Below are 22,312 nucleotides of genomic sequence, written 5' to 3'. Positions count from 1 at the left end.
CCGACGCGCCCGCACCGAGCCGGGCAGGGCCGGGCCGGGCGGTCAGCCCTCGAGGAAGTCCAGCCGGACCCTCCGGGCGGCGTTGTCCACGTTGAGGTCCACGAGGCAGATGCTCTGCCAGGTGCCGAGGGCCAGCCGCCCGCCGTCGACCGGGACGGAGGCGTACGGCGGGACGAGCGCGGGCATGACGTGCGAGCGGCCGTGGCCGCGGCTGCCGTGGGCGTGCCGCCACCGGTCGTCGGCCGGCAGCAGGTCACCCAGGGCAGCGAGCAGGTCGTCGTCCGAGCCGGCCCCGGTCTCGATGATGGCAATGCCCGCCGTGGCGTGCGGGACGAAGACGTGCAGCAGCCCGTCGCCCAGCCCGGCGACGAAGCGCTCGCACTCGCGGGTCAGGTCGTGCACGACCTCCTCGCCCCCGGTCCTCAGGTCCAGCGTCGTCGTCTGCATGCCCCCAGCATCGCCGATGGCCCCGGGTGCTGTCAGGGCGGGGAGACGGCCGCCGCCAGCCCGAGATCCCGACGCGCACCGTGCCCATCCGCCGACGGTATGCCCGGTGCCCGCGGTGCGCAGGTCGCACCGGTAGCGTGCGGCCATGGCACGGATGGACGGGACCTGGCTCATCACGGGCCTGAACGGCACGGTGGCGCCGAAAGTGGCGGCCCGGGTGGTCGAGCTGGGCGGCGAGGTCGTCGGCTGGGACCGGGCGGCGGTGCCGCCCGACGACGTGGAGGCGGGGGAGGCCTTCCTCGCCGAGGTCCGGCCGGCCGGCATCTTCCACCTCGGCATGGGCGCCGAGGCGTGGGCCGGCCGCCTGGCGGCCCACGCCCGCGAGCACGCCCTCCCCTTCGTCGTCACCAGCTCGGTCTCGGTCTTCGGTGACGCCCCCGGCGACCCGGACGGCCCGTTCCGGCCCGGCGACACCCCGACCGCGCGGGACGACTACGGCAGCTACAAGGCGCGGTGCGAGCAGGCGGTGCGGGCGGCCTACCCGGAGGCGGTCGTCGCGCGCATCGGCTGGCAGGCGGACCCCGACGGGGTCGGCAACAACATGGTGGCCCAGCTCGCCGCCCAGGCGGAGGCCTCGGGGGACGTCGTCCGGGCGAGCCGGCGGTGGCGCCCGGCGACCTCGTGGATGGCGGACACGGCCACCGCGCTCACCGACCTGGCGACGTCCGCACGGACCGGCACCGTCCACCTCGACGGCAACGCCGCCGACGCGTGGAGCTTCCCGCAGGTGGTGCGGCACGTCGCGCGGGTGACCGGGCACGCGTGGACGGTGGAGGAGCACGAGGAGCTGGACCACGACACGCGCCTGGTCGGCGACGAGGACCTCATCAGGCCCTTCTCCGCCCGCACGTGAGCCGGGTCGCGGACCGAGGGGCCGGGTGCCGCCCGGAGGGTCAGACCATCATCCCGCGCAGGGCGAAGTAGAACAGGGCGGACAGCACCGCCGAGGCCGGCACCGTGATGATCCACGCCGAGACGATCCGGAAGAGGTGCTCGCGCCGCACCTGCTGGCGCTTGAGCGCCTTCTTGAGCTTGCGCCGCTGGGCGGCGGTGATGACCGCCTCGTGCCCCATGTCGCTGAGCTGGCTCAGCATGTCCCGCTTGGTCTCGGCGTCGGCGTTCACGAAGGTGTAGAGCATCCGCTCCACCTCGGCGATGTGCTCGTCGCCCTGGTGGCTGTGGAGGACGTCCTCGACGGCCTTGGCCATCCGCTGGTCGAGGTACTCGCGGAGGAACCCGACCCCGAAGATGCCGCCGAGCGCCACGTGGGTGGAGCTGACCGGCAGCCCGAGCTGGCTCGCCACGATGACGGTCAGGGCGGCGCTGAGGGCCACGCAGAAGGCCCGCGAGCGGTCCAGCTGGGTGATCTCGGAGCCGACGGTGCGGATGAGGCGGGGGCCGTACAGCGCGAGCCCGAGCGAGATGCCGACGGCGCCGATGACGAGCACCCACAGCGGGATGCCGGCCTCGCTGTCCGCGCTGACCCCGTCGCTGGTGAGGGCCTCGACCACGCCCGCGAGCGGGCCGACCGCGTTGGCGACGTCATTGGCGCCGTGCGCGAAGGACAGGAGGGCGGCGGCGGCCACCAGGGGGATGGTGAACAGCGTGTTGACGCCCTCCCGCGACTGCTGCAGGGAGGAGGAGCGGCGGGCGATGCCGGGTCGGGTGAGGAGGAAGGTGATGACACCGGCGACCAGGCCGAGGCCGAAGGCGACCGGGCTGCTGATCGAGAGGACGTTCTGCACGCCCTTGAGGGCGATGTAGGTGGTGAAGGCCCCGGCCATGAGCCCCAGCAGGTAGGGCAGGTAGCGGATCGCGGCCTGGACCGGGTCCACCTGCCACAGCACCTTGCGCTCGAGCACGTAGAGCAGCGCCGCGGCCAGCAGCCCGCCCACGAGGGGCGAGATGACCCAGCTGGCGGCGATGGCGCCCATGACCGGCCAGTTGACGATCGCGAAGCCGGAGGAGGCGATGCCGGCGCCCATCACGCCGCCGACGATGGAGTGGGTCGTCGACACCGGGGCGCCGAGCCAGGTGGCGATGTTGAGCCAGATGGCCGCGCCGAGCAGGGCGCCGATCATCACCCACACGAAGACCATGGGGTCGCCGATGTCGGCGGGGTCGATGATGCCGTTCTTGACGGTGCTGACGACGTCGCCCCCGGCGATGATCGCGCCGGCCGCCTCGAAGACGGCGGCGATGACGATCGCCGTCCCCAGGGTCATGGCCCGGGAGCCGACCGCCGGACCGACGTTGTTGGCGACGTCGTTGGCACCGATGTTCATCGCCATGTAGCCGCCGATGAGCGCCGCGGCGATGAGCAGCCAGGCCTGGTCCAGGTGACCGAACTGGGTGCGGGTGAAGACGATCACCCCGGCGAGGAAGACCGCGGCCAGGGCGAGCCGGCGGAGCTGGGCCGGACCACGGGTGGTGATGTGCTCGATCTGGCGATACTCCGTCAGCTTCACCGGGGCCATACCTTTCACCCGCGGCGCGGGGACGGGAGGCCCGCAGGCCACTCACGAGACACCTGACCGTAACCGGCTCGCTGCCCAGGAGCAATCCGTGCTCAGTCCTGCCGCGGCGAGGACCTCCCCGCACGCTCCCCGGCCGACTCTCTCCCGCCCCGGTCCACCACCTCCCGGTAGAGGTCGACGAGACGCTCGGCGGCGGCGGTGCTGTCGAACCGCGCCGCGATGCGGGCCGCACCCCGGCGACCCTCGGCATACCTCTCGGGGTCCGTCCGCAGCGAGGTGATGGCGGCGGCGAAGTCGTCCTCGCCGCAGCGCAGCACGTCCGCGCCGAAGGTGTCGTCGTACTCGCGGAGGTCGCGGACGACGACCGGCAGGCCGGCCGCGGCGGCCTCGAGGACGCACAGAGGGTGGTTCTCCTGCTCCGCGGGCAGGCAGAAGGCGTCGGCCGCGTGCAGGTATGACGTCACGTCCGTCCGCGGGACCGCGCCCGTGAACCGCAGGTTGGGCGGGGCGTCCTGCATCATCCGGCGCATGGCGCCGTGCTCGGCCCCCAGCCGGCCGAACGGTATGCCGCCCAGCCACACGAAGTGGACGTCGGGGTGCTCGCGCGCCAGCCGGACGAAGACGTCGACCCGCTTGCGCGGCTGCACCTGCCCGACGCCGACCACGAGGAAGGTGCCCGGGGCCGTCCCCAGCCGTCGGCGGGCCAGGGCACGACCGGCGTCGTCGGTCCGCAGCACCCGCGTGTCGATGGTGTTGGGGACGGTCTCGATCCGCTCGGGCGGCACGTCCAGCTCGGTCTGCAGCGTCCGGGCGACGGCGGCCGACACGGCGAGGACGCGGTCCGCCCGCCCGTAGAACCAGCGCATGTACCACCGGGCCAGGGGCCGCCACGCCCGGGCCCACCGCAGCGACCCCACGAGGGAGTCCGGGACCACGTGGGCCGACACCACCGTCGGTCGGCGCGGGTCGAGCAGCTTGGGCCACACCGCCCAGCCGAGGGTGTGCAGGTGGTAGACGTCGCAGTCCACCCGCCTCCCGTAGACGCCGTGCACCACGCCCACGTCGTCGCGCCGCTCCAGGGCGCGCGCCATCTCGAGGTAGGCCGAGTGCACGCCGTGGCCCTGCACGCTGATGTCGCTCTCGCTGGCCATGTTGACCACGAGGGGTGCCGTCGCGCTCATCCGTGCCCTCCTCACCCGGCCAGCCCGGGGACCCAGCGGTCCAGCAGGCTGACGACACCGAGGGTGTAGACGACCAGCGCCCACGGCTTAAGCAGCAGGACGACCAGGACGAAGGTGCGCCAGCGCATCCTGGACAGCCCGGCGAGGCAGCAGAGCAGGTCGTCGGGGGCCAGGGGCAGGGCGATCCCGAGGGCGAACCACCCGGTGAAGCGGCGGTGCTGCAGCCAGCCGAGCCACCGCCGCACGATGGCGGGTCGGAAGCGGGCGGTGAGCAGGTCCTGACCGACGTAGCGGGACAGGGCGAACACCGCGACGGAGCCCAGGCAGGTCGCGCAGTAGGCGGCGACCAGGCCGACGACCGGCCCGAAGAGCACCGGCCCGGCGAGGATCGTCACCGAGCCCGGCACCACCGGGAAGACCGCCTCGGCCGCCCCGACCAGCGTGTAGACGACGGGGGCGAGGACGCCGGTGCTCGCGAGCAGCTCGCGCAGGTCGGTCACGGAGGTGAGCGCCCCTGACCGCACGCCCCAGACCACGGCCACGGCCAGCGTCAGCCAGCCGCCCACCGCGACGCCGCGGGCCCGGCGCAGCCAGACCTGAGCGCCCTCGGACCTGGCCGGGGACCCCTCGGGGCCGTCCGGGCCGGCGACGGGCGCAGGTGCCACCACGGCGTCGGGCTCGACCGGGTGGTGGCCGAGACCCGGGAGCAGCTCGGTGCTCACGCGGCCACCGCGCTGCTGCCCGCTCCGGCAGCCTGGTCGTAGGCCGCGCAGATCCCGGCGACGAAGCTCTCCGCGCCGAGACCGGCGGCGGTCCGGACGGCCTCGCGGCCCCACCGCCGCCGCAGGTCCGGGTGCCGCAGCAGCAGGGTCAGCGACCGGGTGAACTCCTCCGGGGTCGTGTAGCGCTCGCCGTTGCGGCCCGCCCGCACGACGCCGTCGAGGGCGGCGTCGTCGCGGCACAGCACCGGGACCCCGCTGGCCAGGGCCTCCAGGACGGTCAGCCCCTGGGTCTCGGTGCGCGAGGCGGAGACGAAGACGTCGGCCAGGCGGTAGAACTCCGGGGCCCGGGACGGCTCGACCGCGCCCACGAAGCGCACCCGGTCGCCCAGCCCGAGCTGGTCCGCCTGCCGGCGCAGGGTCCCTGCCTGCGGCCCGTCGCCGGCGACGACCAGCTGCCACGGGTCCGCGACGCCGGCGAGCCGGTCGAGGACCTCGGCGAGGTTCTTCTCGGTGGCCAGACGCCCCAGGCTGAGCAGGACCGGGACGTCCGGGTCCAGGGCCAGCGAGGCGGCCAGCCCCGGGGGCCGGGGGCCGGGGGTGAACCGGCCCAGGTCCACCCCGGTCGGCACGACCGCGATCGGTGGGCGCACGGCATACCCCTGGAGGAGCCGGCGGATCTTCTCGGTCGGAGCGACGACGAGGTCGGTCCGGTCCAGGGTGTGCCGGGCGAACGAGGCGCACAGCGCCCGGCCCAGCCGCTCGTGCGGGCAGAAGTAGTGCGTGTAGTCGGCGTACAGCGTGTGGTAGGTGTGCACGTGCGGGACCGACAGCCGGTGCGCGAGTCGCCGGGCCCACCAGAAGGCGACGAACTCGGTGTGCGAGTGCAGGACCTGGGGGCGCCACCGGACCAGGTCGGCGAGCAGGTCCCCGTCGACCGGCCGACCCAGCCTGGCGTGCGGGTAGAGGTGGCTGGCGTCCAGGGACGGCAGCCGGTAGACCTCCCCGTCGAAGGTGGTGCGACGGGTCGGTCCCACCGTCAGCACGCGGACCTCGTGCCCCGCCTCCCGCAGCCCCCGACGCAGCTCGTCGACCGAGCTGACGACCCCGTTGACGGTGGGCCGGTAGGAGTCGGTGAGCAGCAGGACCCGGCGCCGCCCGGGCCGGTGTCGCCGCGGCTCGCGGTGCCGCGGCGACCGCAGGCTGACGGACGGCTGATCGGGCATGCCGACATCGTGTCCGCCCGCACCTCCCTGCGGCCATGGGGCGGGCCACCTCGGACGTGGGGGGATACCCCCCAGCGTCCGGGGGCGCTGGCGACGGTGCCGCATTAGCGTGCCGTCCATGGACGCCTTCCAGGACCTGCTCGTCGACGGCTTCTCGCGCGTGGAGGAGGGGGTGGGTGCCGTGGTCGACGGCCTGTCGCCCGAGCAGCTGCGGTGGCGGCCCGACGACGAGGCGAACCCCGCGGGGTGGCTGCTGTGGCACCTGCTCCGGCAGCAGGACGCCCAGCTCGCGCCGCTCCTGGGTCGGGAGCAGGCCTGGGACCAGGGGTGGCGCGAGCGGTTCGACCTGCCCTACCCCCCGGACGCGATGGGCTACGGGCAGGACCCCGCGGAGGTCGGCCGGTTCGCGCTGGACGACCCGCAGCTGCTGGTGGGGTATGCGGGTGCCGTCCACGAGCTCACGCGTCGGCTGGTGGACGGGCTGGACGCCCCGGGTATGGCGCGCGTCCTGGACGACTCCTACGACCCTCCGGTGACCGTCGGCGTGCGGCTCTGCTCGGTCCTCGAGGACGCGCTCAAGCACCTCGGGCAGGCGGAGTACGTCGCGGGTCTCGTGCGGCGCCGGCAGGGCTGAGGGCCGGCCCCGGCCCGCGCACCCCGGCTCCTCCGGGCTCTGGGCTCCGGGCTCAGGCGGGGGCGGGCACGCCCGGAGGGTCGAGCTCGTCGTCGACGTAGACCGGGCGCGAGGCCCGGACCCCGGCGACAGCCAGCGGCACCCCGCTGAGCGCCAGCAGGACGAGGACCAGCCGCCAGTCCCCGGTCCAGGAGTGCAGGAGGCCGACGAGGAACGGGCCGGCCGCGGCGCACAGGTAGCCCACCGGCTGCACGAACCCGGACAGCCCCGCGGTGACCTCGGGCCGGCGGCTCCGGGCGGCGAGCAGCGCGATGACCGTCGGGAAGGCCCATCCGGACAACCCGAGGAGCGCCACCCACACCCAGGGCAGGGCGGCCGGGGCGACGAGCAGCCCGGCGTACCCCAGGACCGCGAGCACCCCGAAGGCGACCATCCATGGTGCGAGGGTGCGGGAGCGGTGGATCACCGTCGGCATGAGCAGTCCGCCGATGATGCCCGTCGCGGTGAGCGACCCGGTGAGCAGCCCGGCCGTGGAGGCGGACAGGCCGGCGTCGCGGTAGATCTGGGGGAGCCAGCCGAACTGCACGTAGGCGTTCATCGACTGCATGCCGAAGAGCACCGTGAGCGCCACCGCGGTCGGGGAGCGCACCAGCCGGCGCGTGGCCACGCCGCCGCCGGTGGGGACGAGGGACCCGTGCTCCCGGCGGGCCACCAGGAGCCAGGCCGCGAGGGCGGTGGTGGCGACCACGGCCCACACGCCGAGTGCGCCGCGCCACCCCGGCCCCGCGGCGGCGACGGGTGCCGAGAGCGCCGCCCCGGAGGCGCCGCCCACGGTGAGGCCGGTGCTGTAGATCGTCATGAGCCGCACCCCGGCGCCGGGCTGACGCTTGATCCAGGCCGGCACGAGGACGTTGCCGACGGCCATGCCGCCGAGCGCCACCGCCGACAGGACCACGAAGGGCGCGGTCGAGCCGGTGAGCGTGCGCAGCGCCAGCCCCAGGACGACCAGGGCCAGCCCGAGGCAGATCGTGCCGGTGAGGCCCCAGCGGCGCGACAGCGGGACGGCCGCCATCCCCAGCAGCCCGAAGCACAGGCCGGGGAGGGCGGTGAGCACCCCGGCGACCGCCGGGGTGACCCCGACCCCCGCCTCGAGCTCGGCGAGGACCGGTCCGATGGAGGTGGCCCCGGGACGGAGGTTGACCGAGACCAGGGCCACCGCGAGCAGCGTGAGCAGCCCGAGGGGGGCGGCGCGGCGCGCGGCGGAGGAGCCGTCGGTGCCGCGCCCCTCCTCAGTCACGCAGGGCGTCGATGACGGCGTTGAAGGTCGTCGAGGGACGCATCGCCGCGAACGCCTTGGCGTCATCTGGGTGGTAGTAGCCGCCCAGGTCGACCGGGCTGCCCTGCACCGCGACGAGCTCGTCGGTGATCTGCTGCTCCTTCTCGGTCAGCTCGGCCGCGACCGGGGCGAAGCGCTGCGCCAGGTCCGCGTCCTGCGTCTGCTCGGCCAGGGCCTGGGCCCAGTAGAGCGCGAGGTAGAAGTGGCTGCCCCGGTTGTCGATCTGGCCGAGCGCCCGGGCCGGGGAGCGGCCCTCGGTGAGCACCCGCCCGGTCGCGGCGTCCAGGGCGTCACCCAGCACCCGGGCCGTGTCGTTGCCGTCGCGGTCGGCCAGGTGACGCAGCGACTCCGCCAGCGCGAGGAACTCGCCCAGGCTGTCCCAGCGCAGGTAGTTCTCGTCCGCGAGCTGCTGCACGTGCTTGGGCGCCGATCCTCCGGCGCCGGTCTCGAAGAGACCGCCACCGTTCATCAGCGGCACCACGGAGAGCATCTTGGCGCTGGTGCCGACCTCGAGGATGGGGAAGAGGTCGGTGTTGTAGTCGCGCAGCACGTTGCCGGTGACCGAGATGGTGTTCTGGCCCGCGCGGAGGCGCTCCACCGAGAGCCGGGTGGCCTCGACGGGGGAGAGGATGCGCAGGTCCAGCCCCTCGGTGTCCTCCTCCGCCAGGTAGGTCTCCACCTTGGCGATGAGGTTGCGGTCGTGCGCCCGCTCCCGGTCCAGCCAGAACACCGCTGGGTCGCCGGTGGCGCGGGCCCGGCCGACGGCCAGCCGCACCCAGTCCCGGATCGGCTCGTCCTGGGTCTGGCAGGCGCGCCAGATGTCGCCGGCGGCGACCTCGTGGCGCAGCAGCACCTCGCCCGCGGCCGTGACGACCTCGACGACGCCGTCGGCGCCGACCTCGAAGGTCTTGTCGTGCGAGCCGTACTCCTCGGCCTTCTTGGCCATGAGCCCGACGTTGGGCACCGAGCCCATCGTCGTCGGGTCGAAGGCGCCGTGGGCCCGGCAGTCCTCGATGACCGCCTGGTAGACGCCGGCGTAGGAGGAGTCCGGGATGACGGCGAGCGTGTCGTCGGTCTCGTCCGAGGGGCCCCACAGCTGTCCGCCGTTGCGGATCATCGCCGGCATCGACGCGTCGATGATGACGTCGCTGGGCACGTGCAGGTTGGTGATCCCCTTGCGGGAGTTGACCATCGACAGCCGGGGCAGCTCGGCGAGGCGCTCCTCCACGGCGGTCCTGACCTCGGGGGCCTGCTCGCCGAGGGCGTCCAGCCCGGACAGGATCCCGCCCAGCCCGTCGTTGGGCGACAGGCCCGCGGCGGCGAGCTGCTGGCCATACCGCTCGAAGACGTCGGCGAAGAACACGCGCACCGCGTGGCCGAAGACGATGGGGTCGGCGACCTTCATCATCGTCGCCTTGAGGTGCAGCGACCAGAGCACGTCCTCCTGCGCCGCGGTCGAGACCGTCCCGGCCAGGAAGTCCTCCAGCGCGCTCACGGACATGAAGGTGGCGTCGACGACCTCCCCGGCGAGCACGGGGATCGACTCCTTGAGCACCGTCGTGGTGCCGTCGGCGGTGACGTGGCGGATGGTCAGGGTGTCGTCCGCGTCGAGGACGACCGAGTCCTCGTTGTGCCGGAAGTCGCCGGCGTCCATGGTGGCGACCCGGGTCCGCGAGTCCTCGCTCCACGCGCCCATCGAGTGGGGGTAGGCGCGGGCGTAGTTCTTGACCGCCTCCGGGGCGCGGCGGTCGGAGTTGCCCTCGCGCAGCACCGGGTTGACCGCGGACCCCTTCACCCGGTCGTAGCGGGCGCGGGTGTCGCGCTCCTGCTCGTCCTGCGGGTTCTCCGGGTAGTCGGGCAGGTCGTAGCCCTGCTCCTGCAGCTCGGCGATCGCCGCCTTGAGCTGCGGCACCGAGGCCGAGATGTTGGGCAGCTTGATGATGTTGGCCTCGGGCGTGGTCGCCAGCTCCCCGAGCTCGGCCAGGGCGTCACCGACCTGCTGGTCGTCGTCGAGGCGGTCGGGGAACTGCGCGAGGATGCGCCCCGCGAGGGAGATGTCCCGGGTCTCCACCTCGATCCCCGCGGCGCCGGCGAAGGCCTCGATGATCGGCTTGAGCGAGTAGGTCGCCAGCAGCGGTGCCTCGTCGGTGCGGGTGTAGATGATCGTGGACATGCCTCTCCCTGGTCAGTCGCGGTCGGGACGTTTCGTGCCCGAGTCTACGGGCGCTGTGGCGGTAGGCTGGAGGCACTCTTCAAGCTGCCATGGAGGTGGTGTCGGTGACGACTCGGCTGGAGCACCCGATCGTGGTCGGTGCGGCGGGCGCGGGGGAGGGGGAGGTCGCGCTCGAGTGGGCGGCCCGCACCGCGGCGCGGACCGGAGCCGGACTCGTCGTCGTCCACGCCAGCGAGCCGGAGGCGCTCGCGGCGCGGATGGCCGGCGGCGAGGCGGTGGCGGTGACCACCGTGCTGGAGGCCGAGGAGGAGACGGTCGCCGACCTGCGCGCCTGGGTCGCGGCCCTGGGGGATCGCCTCGGGGTCGACGCGCGGCTGGACGTCTCGCGCGGCTCGCCGGTGGCGGCGCTGCTGGCCCACCAGGACGACGCCGCGCTGCTGGTGGTGGGGACCGGCCGCAAGAGCGCGATGGAGGAGTTCCTGCTCGGCAGCACCTCGCTCGGGGTCGCCGCCCACGCCCGGCGCCCGGTGGCGGTGGTGAACGCCGGGGTCGACGTCGAGACCCTGACCCACGGTCAGATCGGCCTCGGCGTCGACGGCAGCGAGGACAGCGCCCGCGCCGCGCGTGCCGCACTGGCGCTCGCGGACCTCACCGGTGCCGCGGTCACCGCCCTGAGCACGTGGTTCCTCGAGGTGGTCGACGGGTATGTCGTGACCGAGCCGGACAGCCCGGAGTGGGCGGCCGTCGAGCGCCGCCACGCCGAGGCCGTGGTCCGGGCGCTGCAGCCGGCGGTCGAGGCCTACCCGCAGGTGCCCGTGGACTGGGAGGTGCGGCGGGGTGCGGTCGTGCCGACCCTGCTGGACGCGGCGCGTGGGTGGGACGCCCTCGTCGTCGGCAGCCGCGGGCGGGGGGCGGTCCGGGGGCGGCTGCTCGGCTCGGTCAGCCAGCGCCTCATACGGGCCGCGCCCTGCCCGGTCATCGTCTCGCGCTCCGCCTGAGGGCTCGCCCCGGCGTCGCCGGGGCGGGCGTCAGAGGCCGCCGGTGGTGGCCTCGGCGGCGCGCTCGGCGATGGTGGCGCCGGCGCCCTCGTAGAGGTTGACGACGACGTCGGCCCCGCGGGCCTCGAGGTCGCCCACCTCGTCGTCGTACTGCGCGACCACGGCGATGACGCCGTCGTAGTCGCTGGCCGTGAGCTGCTCCAGCGCGACCCGGTTGGCGCCGTGGAAGGGCATGGCGAGGACGACGATCTCCACCTGGCGGGTGGACTCCAGCCGGCTCCAGAAGTCGCCGTCCGCGGCGTCGGCCTCGACCACGGTCAGACCTCGCTCGCGCAGGCGGATGACGCGGTTCGGGAGGTTCTCGACCCCGAGGACCGCCATCCCGTAGACCTCGGAGAGCTCGGCGTAGGCGCTCCTGCCGATCCGCCCCATCCCCATGACCACCGCCCGGGCGTCGCCGAAGGAGATCGGCAGCTCGTGCGGGTGCACGTCGTTCGGGGGGTGCATCGGCATGACCTGCCGGGCCCAGCGCAGGATCGCGTCCGACTTCTCGTTGATGAGGGTGGCGGCCACGAAGCTGGCGGCGACGGCGACCGACATCACGACCAGCCACTCCTCGTCGAGCATGGCGCTCGCCACCGCGACCGAGGTGACGATGAGACCGAACTCGGAGTAGTTGCCCAGCAGCACGCCGGCCTTGACCGAGGTCCGCCGACGGAGCTTGTGCCGGTCGAGGAGGAAGACGTAGAGCGCGATCTGGGCCGGCAGCAGCAGGAGGAGGAGCAGACCCAGCACCGCCGAGGAGGCGGTCGGCGTGCCGATGAAGCCGATGGAGATGAAGAACCCGATGAGCAGCAGGTCCTTGAGCAGGAAGAGCGTGTGCGACAGGTCGCTGGCCGCCTGGTGCCCGGCCAGCAGCATGCCGACGACGAGCGCACCCAGGTCGCCCTTGAGCCCGACGGCGTCGAAGGCCGCGTAGCCGGGTCCGAGCGCCATGGCCAGACCGAAGAGCGCCTGCATCTCCCCGTGCGGGATGCGGCTCCACAGCCACCGTGCCACCCAGACCGTCGGGGCCAGCGCCAGCACGACGGGGATCGCCCAGATGCTGGGGATGCGTCCGCCGGAGACCGTCATGAAGATGACCGCCGCCAGGTCCTGCAGCACCAGGATGCCGATGGCCACCCGGCCGTAGAAGGACTGCAGCTCGGAGTGCTTTTCGAGCACCTTGACGACGAAGACCGTCGAGGAGAAGGACAGCGCGAAGCCGACGAGGGCGAGGGTCTGCAGGTCCAGGCCCTGCAAGAGGGGGTAGCCGAGCAGGGCCACCACCCAGAGGAAGCCGGTGCCCACGGCGACCGACAGGGCCATGTGCCCCACGGTGGTGGCCCACACCTCCCGGGACAGCAGGCTGCGGACGTTGAGCTTCAGACCGATGCCGAACAGCAGCAGGGTGACGCCGAGGTCGGCCATGAAGTCGAGGTAGGGCAGCTCCTCGACGCCCAGCCAGTTGAGGGCGAAGCCGGCCAGCAGGAAGCCGAGCAGGGCCGGGAGGCGCAGCGTCGTGGCGAGCAGGCCCGCGGCGAAGGTCGCGGCGATGAAGATCGCTGCGTCGCTCATGGCTGGCTCCTCGAGGCGGCCGAACGGCTGGTGGGCCACAGTCTCCCACGCCGGCGGCGGCCCCTGCCCCTGCGGAGCGGGTGCTCGGCCGGGTGCCCCGGCACCCGGACCTCAGGCGGGCTGTGCCTGCGGCGTCGTGGCGAGCAGCCCGAAGCGGTGGATGAGCTGCTCCCAGGCGGGGTGCAGCTCGGCCTGCCGCTGCCGGAGCACGCGGACGGTGGCGTCCTCGGCCTCGGGGCGCCGGCCGGTCGCCCAGCCCTGCACGAGGACGTCGTCCACCTCGGGGTGGAACTGCACCCCCCAGGCGAGGGGGCCGTAGCGGGCTGCCTGCACGGTGCCGTCCTCGTCACCCGCGAGCAGCGTCGCCCCCGGGGGGAGGGCCGTGACCGCGTCGGAGTTGAAGTGCAGCACCTCGGTGCCGGGCTGCAGCGCGCTGGTGAACGGGTCGGCGAGACCCTCCCGCGTGGGGCGCCACGGATGCAGCCCCGTCGTCTGCCCCCCGGGCTGGCGGCCTACCGCGCCGCCGAGGGCCAGCGCGGCCAGCTGGTGCCCGAGGCAGACGCCGAGGAAGGCTCGCCCCGAGGACACCGTGCCGGCGATGAGGGCCCGCGTCGGCAGCAACCACCGGTATGCGCCGTCGTCCCAGGCGTCCATCGACCCCCCGAGCACCACGAGGGCGGCGTGGTCGCCGAGGTCGGCCGGGACGGCATACCCCTCGTGCGCGGGCAGGACGTCGCACTCCAGCCCGGCCTGCTCCAACCAGGGCACCAGCAGGCCCGGGGGTGCCTTCTCCTCGTGCTGCACGACCAGCGCCCGTGGGGTCATGGCCACAGGCTAGACCCCGCGGGGGGCCGAGGACTCACCCGCTGGAGCCGGGCAGGTCCCGTGCGGTGGCGCCTGCGCCGTCGGCCTCGTCGGGGGTCTCGGTCCGGCGCGTCTCGTCGTCCTCGACCGGGTCCACGTCGTGCGGCTGCAGCTCGCCGCTGGCGATCTGCTCGGCCCAGTGGCAGGCGACGCGGTGGCTCGGGGGGACCCCGTCGATCTCCACCACGCGCAGCTGGGGCCGCTCGTCGTCGCACCGGGTCTCCTGCCGCCAGGGGCAGCGGGTGTGGAAGCGGCACCCCGTGGGCGGGTTGGCCGGCGAGGGGAGGTCGCCGGTGAGCAGGATCTGCTCGCGGGTGTCCTCGACCGTGGGGTCCGGGACGGGGACCGCGGACAGCAGGGCCCGGGTGTAGGGGTGCAGCGGCATGTCGTAGAGGTCCTCGGCGTCCGCCTCCTCGACCATCGACCCGAGGTACATGACCCCGATCCGGTCGCTGATGTGCCGGACCACCGCGAGGTCGTGGGCGATGACGAGGTAGGTGAGGCCGAACTCCTGCTGGAGGTCGCCGAGCAGGTTGATGACCTGGGCCTGGACGGACACGTCGAGAGCGCTCACCGGCTCGTCGGCGATGATGAGCTGCGGGTCCACCGAGAGGGCGCGGGCGATGCCGACCCGCTGGCGCTGGCCCCCGGAGAACTCGTGGGGGTACTTCGACAGGGCCGCCGTGGGCAGGCCGACGGCGGTGAGCAGCTCGGAGAGCCGCCGGCGCGCGGCCTTGCCGTCGGAGGCCATGCCGTGGGCGCGCATCCCCTCCAGCAGCAGCTGCTCCACCGTCTGCCGCGGGTCCAGGCTGCCCAGCGGGTCCTGGAAGACCATCTGCATGTGCCGGCGGTGGGTGCGCAGCTTCTCGCCCTTGAGGGTGGACAGGTCGATGCCGTCCACGTGCACCTCACCGGCGGTGATCGGCTCGAGCTGCAGCAGCGCCCTGCCGAAGGTGGACTTGCCGCACCCGGACTCCCCGACGAGGCCGTAGGTCTCGCCGCGCCGGATCTGCACGTCCATCCCGTCCACCGCGTAGACGTGACCGACGGTCCGGTCGAAGACGATGCCCTTCTTGATGGGGAAGTGCACCTTGAGGCCGCGCACGTCGACGAGCAGGTCCGGCTCGGTCGCGGCGGGCTGCTGCGGGGTGGTCTCCCCGACGGTCGTGCTCACGGCTGGTCCTCCTCGTGGTGCTCGGGCACCGGGGCGTCGTCCAAGGGGTGCTCCTCCAGGGGGTGGTGGCAGCGCAGCAGCCGGCCGGTGCCCGGACCGTCCTCGTCGGGGACCAGCTCGGGGGTCGTCGACCGGCACGCCGCCACCTCCGAGGAGCAGCGGGGCGCGAAGGCGCACCCGCCCTCCCAGGGGATGTTGTCGGCGACCGAGCCCGGCACCGGGTCGAGCCGTCGGCCGCGCTCCTCGGTGAGCCGGGGGATGGAGGCGAGCAGCCCGCCGGTGTAGGGGTGGCGCGGGCGGGCGAAGAGGTCGTGCCGCTCGGCCCGCTCCACGACCTTGCCGCCGTAGAGGACGTTGACCTGGTCGCACAGCCCGGCGACGACGCCGAGGTCGTGGGTGATCATGATGAGGGCGGTGCCCGACTCGGTGACGAGCTCGCGCAGCAGCGCCAGGATCTGGGCCTGGATGGTGACGTCGAGGGCGGTCGTGGGCTCGTCGGCGATGAGCAGCCGGGGCTCGCAGGCGAGCGCCATGGCGATGAGCGCACGTTGCCGCATGCCGCCGGAGAGCTGGTGCGGGTACTCCCGCAGCCGCCGTGTGGGGTCCGGGATGCCGACCTTCTCCAGCAGCACGGCCGCCTGCTTCTGCGCGGGACCGCGGCCCATCCCCCGGTGCCGCTGCAGCACCTCGGCGACCTGCACCCCGAGCGGGACCACCGGGTTGAGGGAGGACAGCGGGTCCTGGAAGATCATCGCCAGGTCCCTGCCCCGGCGGTCCCGGAGCTGGTCCTGGCGCAGCCGGAGCAGGTCCGCGCCGTCGAAGAGCACCTCGCCGCTCACGGTGTTGCCCCGCGCGGGCAGCAGGCCCATGATCGCCAGCGAGGTCACCGACTTCCCGCAGCCGGACTCGCCGACCAGGCCGACGGTCTGTCCCGGGTGCACCTCGAAGCTGACCCGGTCGACGGCGGTGAAGGCCTTGGCGCCCTTCCCGAAGGTCACGGTGAGGTCGTTGACCGCGAGCAGGGGCCCCTCGCCGTCGGTCGGTGCGGAGGGGTGGGTCAGGGATGGTTCGGTCATCGGCCGGGCTCCTCAGCGACGGGACTTGGGGTCGAGGGCCTCGCGCAGGGACTCGCCCATGAGGGTGAAGCCCAGCGCCACGGTGACGATGCAGATCGCCGGGTAGAAGGCCAGGTGCGGGTAGCTGTTGAAGTAGGGCTGCGCGGCGCCGAGCATCTGGCCCCACTCGGGCCGGGTGTCGTCAGGGTTGCCGAGGCCGAGGAAGGACAGGGCGGCGGCGTCGATGATGGCGACGGCGAGGACCAGGGTGGCCTGGACGATGACCGGGCCGATGGCGTTGGGCAGCATGTGCCGGAAGACGATGGGGACGGGCCGTACCCCCAGGGCCCGCGCCGCGAGCACGTGGTCGCTGTGCCGCTGGCTGAGCATCGAGCCCCGCAGCAGCCGCGCGAAGATCGGCACCTGGATGATCGCGATGGCGGCGATGACGCTCCACTGCGACGGCTCGAGGATGGCCGCGAGCGAGAAGGCCAGGAGGAGCGAGGGGATGGAGAGCATGACGTCGACGACCCGCATGACCGCGGCGTCGACCCACCCGCCGATGCCCCCCGCGAGGATCCCGAGGGTCAGTCCGCCGATCAGGCCACCCAGGGTCGCCAGGACGCCGACGATGAGCGTCTGCCGGGAGCCCACGATGAGGCGGGAGAGCAGGTCGCGGCCCCGGTCGTCGGCCCCGAGCGGGAAGCCGGGCCGGGGCTCGGGCACGGGGTTGGACTGGCGGCTGACCTCCCCGATGAGCAGCCGGGCGGCGGGGTCGTGGGGGGCGATCCAGGGGGCGATGATCGCGAGCAGGACGAAGGCCGTGACGATCGCGGCGCCGATGAGGAAGACCGGGTCCTTGCGCAGCCGCAGCCACGCCGAGCGCCAGAGGCTGACGCCCTCCTCGTCGCTGAGCGCCCCGGCCTCGGCGAGGGCGTCGATGCGGGCCTTCTTGGTGTCACCGTAGGAAGTCATGTCCGCGTCCTCACTTGGTCCGCACACGCGGGTCGATCAGGGCGTAGGCGATGTCGACCAGCAGGTTGACGACGATGTAGATGATCGCGGCCATCATGATGAGCACCTGCAGCACGGGGTAGTCGCGGGTCTCGAAGCCCAGGGCCAGCGCCTGCCCGATCCCGGGGAAGGCGAAGACCTTCTCGGTGAGGACCGCTCCGGCCAGCAGCGCACCGACCTGGAGCCCGATGATGGTGATGACGGGGATGAGGGCGTTGCGCATGATGTGCCGCACCCGGATGACCGGGGCGCGCAGGCCCTTGGCCCGGGCGGTCCGGACGTAGTCCTCGTCCATGACGTCGAGCACCGACGCACGGGTGATGCGGAAGATCACCGCGAACGGGATGGAGGACAGCGCGATCGCCGGCAGCAGCAGGTGTCGGAACGCGTCCCAGGAGGCGTCCCACTCCCGGGTCAGGATGCCGTCCAGCACGGCGAAGCCGGTCACCCTGGTGGCGTCGATGCCGGCGGTCTGGTAGCCGGACGGGGGCAGCAGGCCCCAGCGCACGGCGAAGAGGTACTTGAGGACGAAGGCCAGGAAGAACACCGGGACCGCCACCCCGACGAGCGAGCTGATGACCAGCCCGGTGTCGAGGACGCCGCCGCGGCGCCGGGCGGAGATGTAGCCCAGCGGGATGGCCAGGGTGAGGGCGATGGCGAGGGCGAAGATGCTCAGCTCGATGGTGGCGGGCAACCGGGTCAGGAAGATGTCCAGCGCCGGCTGCCCGCGGAAGACGCCGGTGGAGATGCCGAAGTCACCGTCGAGCGCACGCTGGACGAAGCGGACGTACTGCACGGGCAGCGGCTGGTCCAGACCCAGCTGACGGCGCAGGTCGGCGGCGGCCTCGGGGGAGCCGCGCTCCCCGAGCAGCGCGCTGACCGGGCCGCCGGGGAGGGCTCGCAGCCAGGCGAAGAGCAGCAGGCTCAGCATGATCAGCGCGAGCCCCATCTGCAGGACACGGCGGATGACGAACTTCAGCACGGCGGACTCCTCGGCCCAGCGGGGGTGCGGATCAGGGACCATGATGACGGCGGGCCGACCGGAGAGGTCGGCCCGCCGTCATCGTCGGTGGTGGGACGGCGTGCCGTCCCACCACCCGGGGATCACTCGCTGAGGGTGATCGTGGAGAAGTCCTCGGCCGTCAGGGGGCTGGGGATGAGCCCCTCGACGTTGGGACCGACCACGATGGCCGGCGGGGAGTGGCTCAGCGGCAGGCCGGGCAGCCACTCCTCGGACATGATCTGCGCGTTGAGCTCCTCGTAGAGCGCCGTGCGGGCGTCCTCGTCGGGCTCGGCGTCGCCGGCGCGCAGACCCTCCTGGAGCTCGTCCTGGAAGGGCAGCGCCGAGGTGCCGAACTGGTTGTCCTCACCGCAGAAGAAGGCGCACAGGAAGTTGTCCGCCGAGTTCAGGTCGCCGGTCCAGCCCAGGAAGAAGGCGGGCGCCTGGCTCTGCTGCGTGCCGTCGATGTAGCCGCCGGCCCACGGGCGGGCGACGGGGTTGATGGTCACCCCGACGGCCTCCCAGTCCGCGGCGACCGCGTCGTAGATGGCCTGCGGGTTCGGCATGTAGGGCCGGGTCACCTCGGTGGGGTACCACAGATCGATGGTCAGGTCGGACGCGCCGGCCTCCTCGAGCAGGTCCTGTGCCGCCTCGGGGTCGTAGGCGTAGGGCTCGATGGACTCGTTGTAGCCGGCCACCGTCGGCGGGATGAACTGCGTGGCCACCTCCGCGCCGTCGGGCAGCTGGCTGGCGACCAGCTCCTCGCGGTTGATCGCGTGGTAGAGCGCCCGGCGGATCAGCGGGTCCTCCAGCTGCGGGTCCGCCACCGGGTTGAGGGCGAGGTAGAGGATGTTGAAGGGGTCCCGGATGAGGACCTGGTTGCCGGCCTCCTCGAGCCCGGCCCAGTCCACCGGGTTCGGCAGGTCGTAGCCGTTGATGGTGCCGGACTCCAGCTCCTGGCGACGCGCGGTCTCGTCGCTGATGATCCGGAAGATGATCTCCTGGACGCCGGCCGGCTCGCCCCAGAAGTCGTCGTTGCGGGTCAGGGTGACGTTGCTGGTGCCGTCGAAGGAGTCGAACACGAACGGCCCGGTCCCGGTCGGGTGGTCCGTGGCGTACTCCGGGAAGGTGAACCCCTCGCCCTGCACCTCGATGCCGTTGGCGTCGTACTCCTCGAGGGCGGCGGGGGAGGAGATGCCGTAGGAGCTCTGGGAGAGCACGCCGGGGAACTTGCCGGTGGCCCGGGTGAGGACGACCTCGGCGGTCATCTCGTCGGTGGCCGTGCAGCTCTCGTAGAGCGAGTCCTCGCCGAAGCCGAAGTCGTTGCCGTAGTAGTAGGCGGCCGACGGGTTCTGGCCGGCCTCGTTCTGGTCGGCCCAGCGCTCGAAGTTGTAGCAGACCGCCTCGGCGTCGAAGGGCTCGCCGTCGTGGAAGGTCACGCCGTCCTGGAGCTGGAAGGTCCAGGTGAGGCCGTCCTCGGAGGACTCCCACTCGGTGGCGAGCTCGGGCACGAACTCGGTGCCCCCCGGCTCGATGCCCACGAGGTTCTGGAAGATCTGCCGGGTGACGCGGAAGGTCTCCCCGTCGCTGGCGTAGAAGGGGTCGAAGGTGGTGGGGGCGCCGGCGGCACCGAACACGAAGGTGGCGTCCGAGGCCTCGCCACCGCCGGCGTCCTGCGACCCGGAGGCGCCGTCGCCCTCGCCGGAGCTGTCGTCGCGTTCGGACTCGGCGCACGAGCTCAGCACGAGGGCCAGAGCTGCACTGGTCGCGGCGATCGCGACCCTGCGGTTCTTCATCGTTCCTCCTACAGCGTCATGACCGGACGCGGATAGCCCGGTATAGGGGGTGACCTCACCACACCGGGGGCCGGTTGCCAAGGGTGACGGGCCGTTCGTGACGGGACCGTGACCTGCCCCTGCGGCAAGCTCGACGGGGGTGCGAGGATGAGCCGGTGCAGCTCGTGGCCGCCGTCGCCCTCTGCGACTCGCTGGAGCACCCGACCCGCGTCCTGGCCGGGTGCCGCAGCGCCCCCGCCTCGCTGGCGGGCGGCTGGGAGTTCCCCGGAGGCAAGGTGGAGCCGGGGGAGGAGCCCGCCGCGGCCGCGGTACGGGAGGCGCGCGAGGAGCTCGGCGTCCAGATCGTCCTCGGGGGCCGGGTCGGGGGCGACTGGCCGTTGGCGAGCCCGTGGTCCATGCGGTTGTGGTGGGCGGTGCCCGAGCAGGCCCAGCCCCCGCCGCGGCCGCTGCAGGACCACGGCGAGCTGCGGTGGCTGGGCCCCGAGGACCTGTGGGGCGTGCCCTGGCTCGAGCACGACGTGCCGGTCGTCCGGCACCTCGCGCAGCTCCTCCACCGCGGACCGGCCCGGCCGGTGTGAGGTCGGCCCGACGCCTCGGGAGTGAGACACTGGGGGCATGCCCCTCGCTGACCGTGACCCCGCCCTGCCCGCAGGAGTGCGCGCAGACATCCGCAACGTCGCCATCGTGGCGCACGTCGACCACGGCAAGACGACCCTGGTCGACGCCATGCTCACCCAGGGTGGAGCCTTCGCCGACCAGCAGCAGCGCGGAGGTGAGGGCCCGGACCGGGTGATGGACTCCGGCGACCTCGAGCGCGAGAAGGGCATCACGATCCTGGCCAAGAACACGGCCATCCGCTACACCGGTGCCTCCGCCCCGGAGGGCGGCATGACGATCAACATCATCGACACCCCGGGTCACGCCGACTTCGGCGGCGAGGTCGAGCGCGGCCTGTCCATGGTGGACGGCGTCGTGCTCCTGGTCGACGCCTCGGAGGGGCCGCTGCCGCAGACGCGGTTCGTCCTGCGCAAGGCCCTGGGCGCGCACCTGCCCGTCGTCCTGTGCATCAACAAGGTGGACCGGCCGGACAGCCGCATCAGCGAGGTCGTCGACGAGGTCTACGCCCTCTTCATGGACCTGCTGGACGAGCACGACCCGGCCCAGGTGGAGCTGGCCCTGGACTTCCCGGTGGTCTACGCCTCCGCCAAGGCCGGCCGCGCCAGCCTGCAGGCTCCGGTCGACGGCGAGCTGCCGGACAGCCCCGACCTGGAGCCGCTCTTCGCGACCATCCTCGAGACGGTGCCCGCCCCGACCTTCACCCCCGGAGCGCCCCTGCAGGCGCACGTCACCAACCTCGACTCCAGCCCCTTCCTGGGCCGGCTCGCGCTCTGCCGCGTGCACGCCGGCGAGATCCGCAAGGGCCAGCAGGTGGCCTGGTGCCGGCGCGACGGCTCGGTCACCTCGGTCAAGATCACCGAGCTGCTGCTCACCGAGGCCCTGGAGCGCAAGCCCGCGGAGCAGGCCGGCCCGGGGGACATCATCGCGATCGCCGGCATCCCCGACATCACCATCGGGGAGACCCTGGCCGACGCGGCCGACCCGGTGCCGCTGCCGCTCATCACGGTCGACGAGCCGGCGATCTCCATGACCATCGGCACCAACACCAGCCCGCTGGCGGGCCGGGTCAAGGGGGGCAAGGTCACCGCCAGGCTGGTCAAGGACCGCCTCGACAAGGAGCTCGTGGGCAACGTCTCCCTGCGGGTGCTGCCCACCGAGCGGCCCGACGCCTGGGAGGTCCAGGGGCGCGGTGAGCTCGCGCTGGCCATCCTCGTCGAGCAGATGCGCCGGGAGGGATGCGAGCTGACCGTCGGCAAGCCGCAGGTGGTCACCCGGGAGGTCGACGGCCGGCTGCAGGAGCCGGTGGAGCGGCTCACCATCGACACCCCCGAGGAGCACCTCGGCACCATCACCCAGCTCATGGCGGCGCGCAAGGGCCGGATGGAGCAGATGACCAACCACGGCACCGGCTGGATCCGGATGGAGTACGTCGTGCCCTCGCGCGGGCTCATCGGCTTCCGCACCGAGTTCCTCACCGAGACCCGCGGCACCGGTATCGCGCACCACGTGTTCGACGGCTACGCCCCGTGGTTCGGGGAGATCCGGACCCGCCAGTCCGGCTCTCTCGTGTCCGACCGGTCGGGGGTCGCCACCACCTACGCCATGTTCAACCTCCAGGAGCGCGGCACGATGTTCCTGGAGCCGACGACCGAGGTCTACGAGGGCATGATCGTCGGGGAGAACTCCCGCGCCGACGACATGGACGTCAACATCACCAAGGAGCGCAAGCTCACCAACGTGCGCTCCGCGGGCGCCGACGTCCTCGAGCGTCTCGTCCCCCCGAGGGTGCTCTCGCTCGAGCAGTCGCTGGAGTTCTGCCGCGAGGACGAGTGCGTGGAGGTGACCCCGGAGGCGGTGCGCGTGCGCAAGGTCATCCTCGACGCCAACCAGCGGGCCAAGGCGGCCCGGTCGAAGGGCTGAGCC

Annotated in this window: 19 protein-coding genes; 5 read left to right on the top strand and 14 right to left on the bottom strand. The window is 73.1% G+C overall.

Annotated elements, in window-relative coordinates:
* Positions 1-42: 42 nt before the first annotated feature.
* The gene (locus tag FHD63_RS11010; protein WP_139722114.1) at positions 43-447 is read right to left on the bottom strand and encodes a secondary thiamine-phosphate synthase enzyme YjbQ; all 405 of its coding nucleotides are present in this window, start codon (positions 445-447) and stop codon (positions 43-45) included.
* A 145-nt stretch (positions 448-592) separates the two neighbouring features.
* Here FHD63_RS11010 and FHD63_RS11005 point away from each other — a divergent pair, with 145 nt between their 5' ends.
* On the top strand, positions 593-1,360 hold the full coding sequence (locus FHD63_RS11005) for a sugar nucleotide-binding protein (RefSeq protein ID WP_139722113.1): 768 nt from the start codon (positions 593-595) through the stop codon (positions 1,358-1,360).
* A 40-nt stretch (positions 1,361-1,400) separates the two neighbouring features.
* Here the strand turns inward: FHD63_RS11005 and FHD63_RS11000 are convergent, their stop codons facing one another.
* The 4 genes from FHD63_RS11000 to FHD63_RS10985 all read right to left on the bottom strand — a co-directional run bounded on the left by FHD63_RS11000 (position 1,401) and on the right by FHD63_RS10985 (position 6,110).
* Complete coding sequence (locus FHD63_RS11000; RefSeq protein WP_139722112.1) at positions 1,401-2,984, bottom strand: inorganic phosphate transporter; 1,584 nt, start codon at positions 2,982-2,984, stop codon at positions 1,401-1,403.
* 92 nt (positions 2,985-3,076) lie between these two features.
* Positions 3,077-4,165 (bottom strand): glycosyltransferase family 4 protein, encoded by a 1,089-nt coding sequence (locus FHD63_RS10995; RefSeq protein ID WP_139722111.1) that lies wholly within the window; start codon positions 4,163-4,165, stop codon positions 3,077-3,079.
* An 11-nt stretch (positions 4,166-4,176) separates the two neighbouring features.
* Positions 4,177-4,887 carry a TVP38/TMEM64 family protein gene (locus FHD63_RS10990; protein ID WP_238705628.1) on the bottom strand — a complete coding sequence of 237 codons (711 nt, stop codon included), beginning with the start codon at positions 4,885-4,887 and terminating at the stop codon, positions 4,177-4,179.
* Positions 4,884-6,110 (bottom strand): glycosyltransferase, encoded by a 1,227-nt coding sequence (locus tag FHD63_RS10985; protein ID WP_139722110.1) that lies wholly within the window; start codon positions 6,108-6,110, stop codon positions 4,884-4,886. Before FHD63_RS10985 ends, FHD63_RS10990 begins: the two co-directional genes overlap by 4 nt.
* Positions 6,111-6,228: 118 nt before the next feature.
* On the opposite strand from FHD63_RS10985, the gene FHD63_RS10980 reads away from it, so the two are divergent.
* Positions 6,229-6,744, top strand: coding sequence for a mycothiol transferase (locus FHD63_RS10980; protein ID WP_139722109.1), 516 nt, complete (start codon positions 6,229-6,231; stop codon positions 6,742-6,744).
* A gap of 52 nt (positions 6,745-6,796) precedes the next feature.
* Here the strand turns inward: FHD63_RS10980 and FHD63_RS10975 are convergent, their stop codons facing one another.
* Together FHD63_RS10975 and FHD63_RS10970 are read right to left on the bottom strand one after the other, a co-directional pair.
* Positions 6,797-8,041, bottom strand: a complete 1,245-nt coding sequence (locus FHD63_RS10975) for an MFS transporter (protein WP_238705627.1) — start codon at positions 8,039-8,041, stop codon at positions 6,797-6,799.
* Positions 8,034-10,253 carry an NADP-dependent isocitrate dehydrogenase gene (locus tag FHD63_RS10970; protein ID WP_139722107.1) on the bottom strand — a complete coding sequence of 740 codons (2,220 nt, stop codon included), beginning with the start codon at positions 10,251-10,253 and terminating at the stop codon, positions 8,034-8,036. Before FHD63_RS10970 ends, FHD63_RS10975 begins: the two co-directional genes overlap by 8 nt.
* Positions 10,254-10,357: 104 nt before the next feature.
* Here FHD63_RS10970 and FHD63_RS10965 point away from each other — a divergent pair, with 104 nt between their 5' ends.
* The gene (locus FHD63_RS10965) at positions 10,358-11,251 is read left to right on the top strand and encodes a universal stress protein (protein ID WP_158296763.1); all 894 of its coding nucleotides are present in this window, start codon (positions 10,358-10,360) and stop codon (positions 11,249-11,251) included.
* A gap of 30 nt (positions 11,252-11,281) precedes the next feature.
* Here the strand turns inward: FHD63_RS10965 and FHD63_RS10960 are convergent, their stop codons facing one another.
* From FHD63_RS10960 to FHD63_RS10930, 7 genes are all read right to left on the bottom strand, one after another.
* Positions 11,282-12,868 carry a cation:proton antiporter family protein gene (locus tag FHD63_RS10960; protein ID WP_139722105.1) on the bottom strand — a complete coding sequence of 529 codons (1,587 nt, stop codon included), beginning with the start codon at positions 12,866-12,868 and terminating at the stop codon, positions 11,282-11,284.
* 111 nt (positions 12,869-12,979) lie between these two features.
* The gene (locus tag FHD63_RS10955) at positions 12,980-13,693 is read right to left on the bottom strand and encodes a type 1 glutamine amidotransferase (RefSeq protein ID WP_139722104.1); all 714 of its coding nucleotides are present in this window, start codon (positions 13,691-13,693) and stop codon (positions 12,980-12,982) included.
* A gap of 34 nt (positions 13,694-13,727) precedes the next feature.
* Complete coding sequence (locus FHD63_RS10950) at positions 13,728-14,906, bottom strand: ABC transporter ATP-binding protein (protein WP_238705626.1); 1,179 nt, start codon at positions 14,904-14,906, stop codon at positions 13,728-13,730.
* Positions 14,903-15,982 (bottom strand): ABC transporter ATP-binding protein, encoded by a 1,080-nt coding sequence (locus FHD63_RS10945; protein ID WP_139722103.1) that lies wholly within the window; start codon positions 15,980-15,982, stop codon positions 14,903-14,905. Before FHD63_RS10945 ends, FHD63_RS10950 begins: the two co-directional genes overlap by 4 nt.
* A 12-nt stretch (positions 15,983-15,994) precedes the next feature.
* Complete coding sequence (locus tag FHD63_RS10940; protein ID WP_139722102.1) at positions 15,995-16,936, bottom strand: ABC transporter permease; 942 nt, start codon at positions 16,934-16,936, stop codon at positions 15,995-15,997.
* 10 nt (positions 16,937-16,946) lie between these two features.
* Positions 16,947-17,957: an ABC transporter permease gene (locus FHD63_RS10935; RefSeq protein WP_139722101.1), complete on the bottom strand. Its 1,011-nt coding sequence runs from the start codon at positions 17,955-17,957 to the stop codon at positions 16,947-16,949.
* Positions 17,958-18,079: 122 nt separating this feature from the next.
* Complete coding sequence (locus FHD63_RS10930) at positions 18,080-19,771, bottom strand: ABC transporter substrate-binding protein (protein ID WP_139722100.1); 1,692 nt, start codon at positions 19,769-19,771, stop codon at positions 18,080-18,082.
* Between the two features lie 155 nt (positions 19,772-19,926).
* Here FHD63_RS10930 and FHD63_RS10925 point away from each other — a divergent pair, with 155 nt between their 5' ends.
* Both FHD63_RS10925 and typA read left to right on the top strand, forming a co-directional pair.
* Positions 19,927-20,349: an NUDIX domain-containing protein gene (locus tag FHD63_RS10925; RefSeq protein WP_139722099.1), complete on the top strand. Its 423-nt coding sequence runs from the start codon at positions 19,927-19,929 to the stop codon at positions 20,347-20,349.
* Between the two features lie 37 nt (positions 20,350-20,386).
* Positions 20,387-22,309, top strand: a complete 1,923-nt coding sequence (typA, locus tag FHD63_RS10920; protein WP_139722098.1) for a translational GTPase TypA — start codon at positions 20,387-20,389, stop codon at positions 22,307-22,309.
* Positions 22,310-22,312: the final 3 nt, after the last annotated feature.

It is taken from the genome of Serinicoccus chungangensis (genome assembly GCF_006337125.1).
Classification (GTDB): domain Bacteria; phylum Actinomycetota; class Actinomycetes; order Actinomycetales; family Dermatophilaceae; genus Ornithinicoccus; species Ornithinicoccus chungangensis.
Note: the sequence above shows the minus strand (reverse complement) of the source record. Positions and strands in the feature narration are given on the sequence as shown.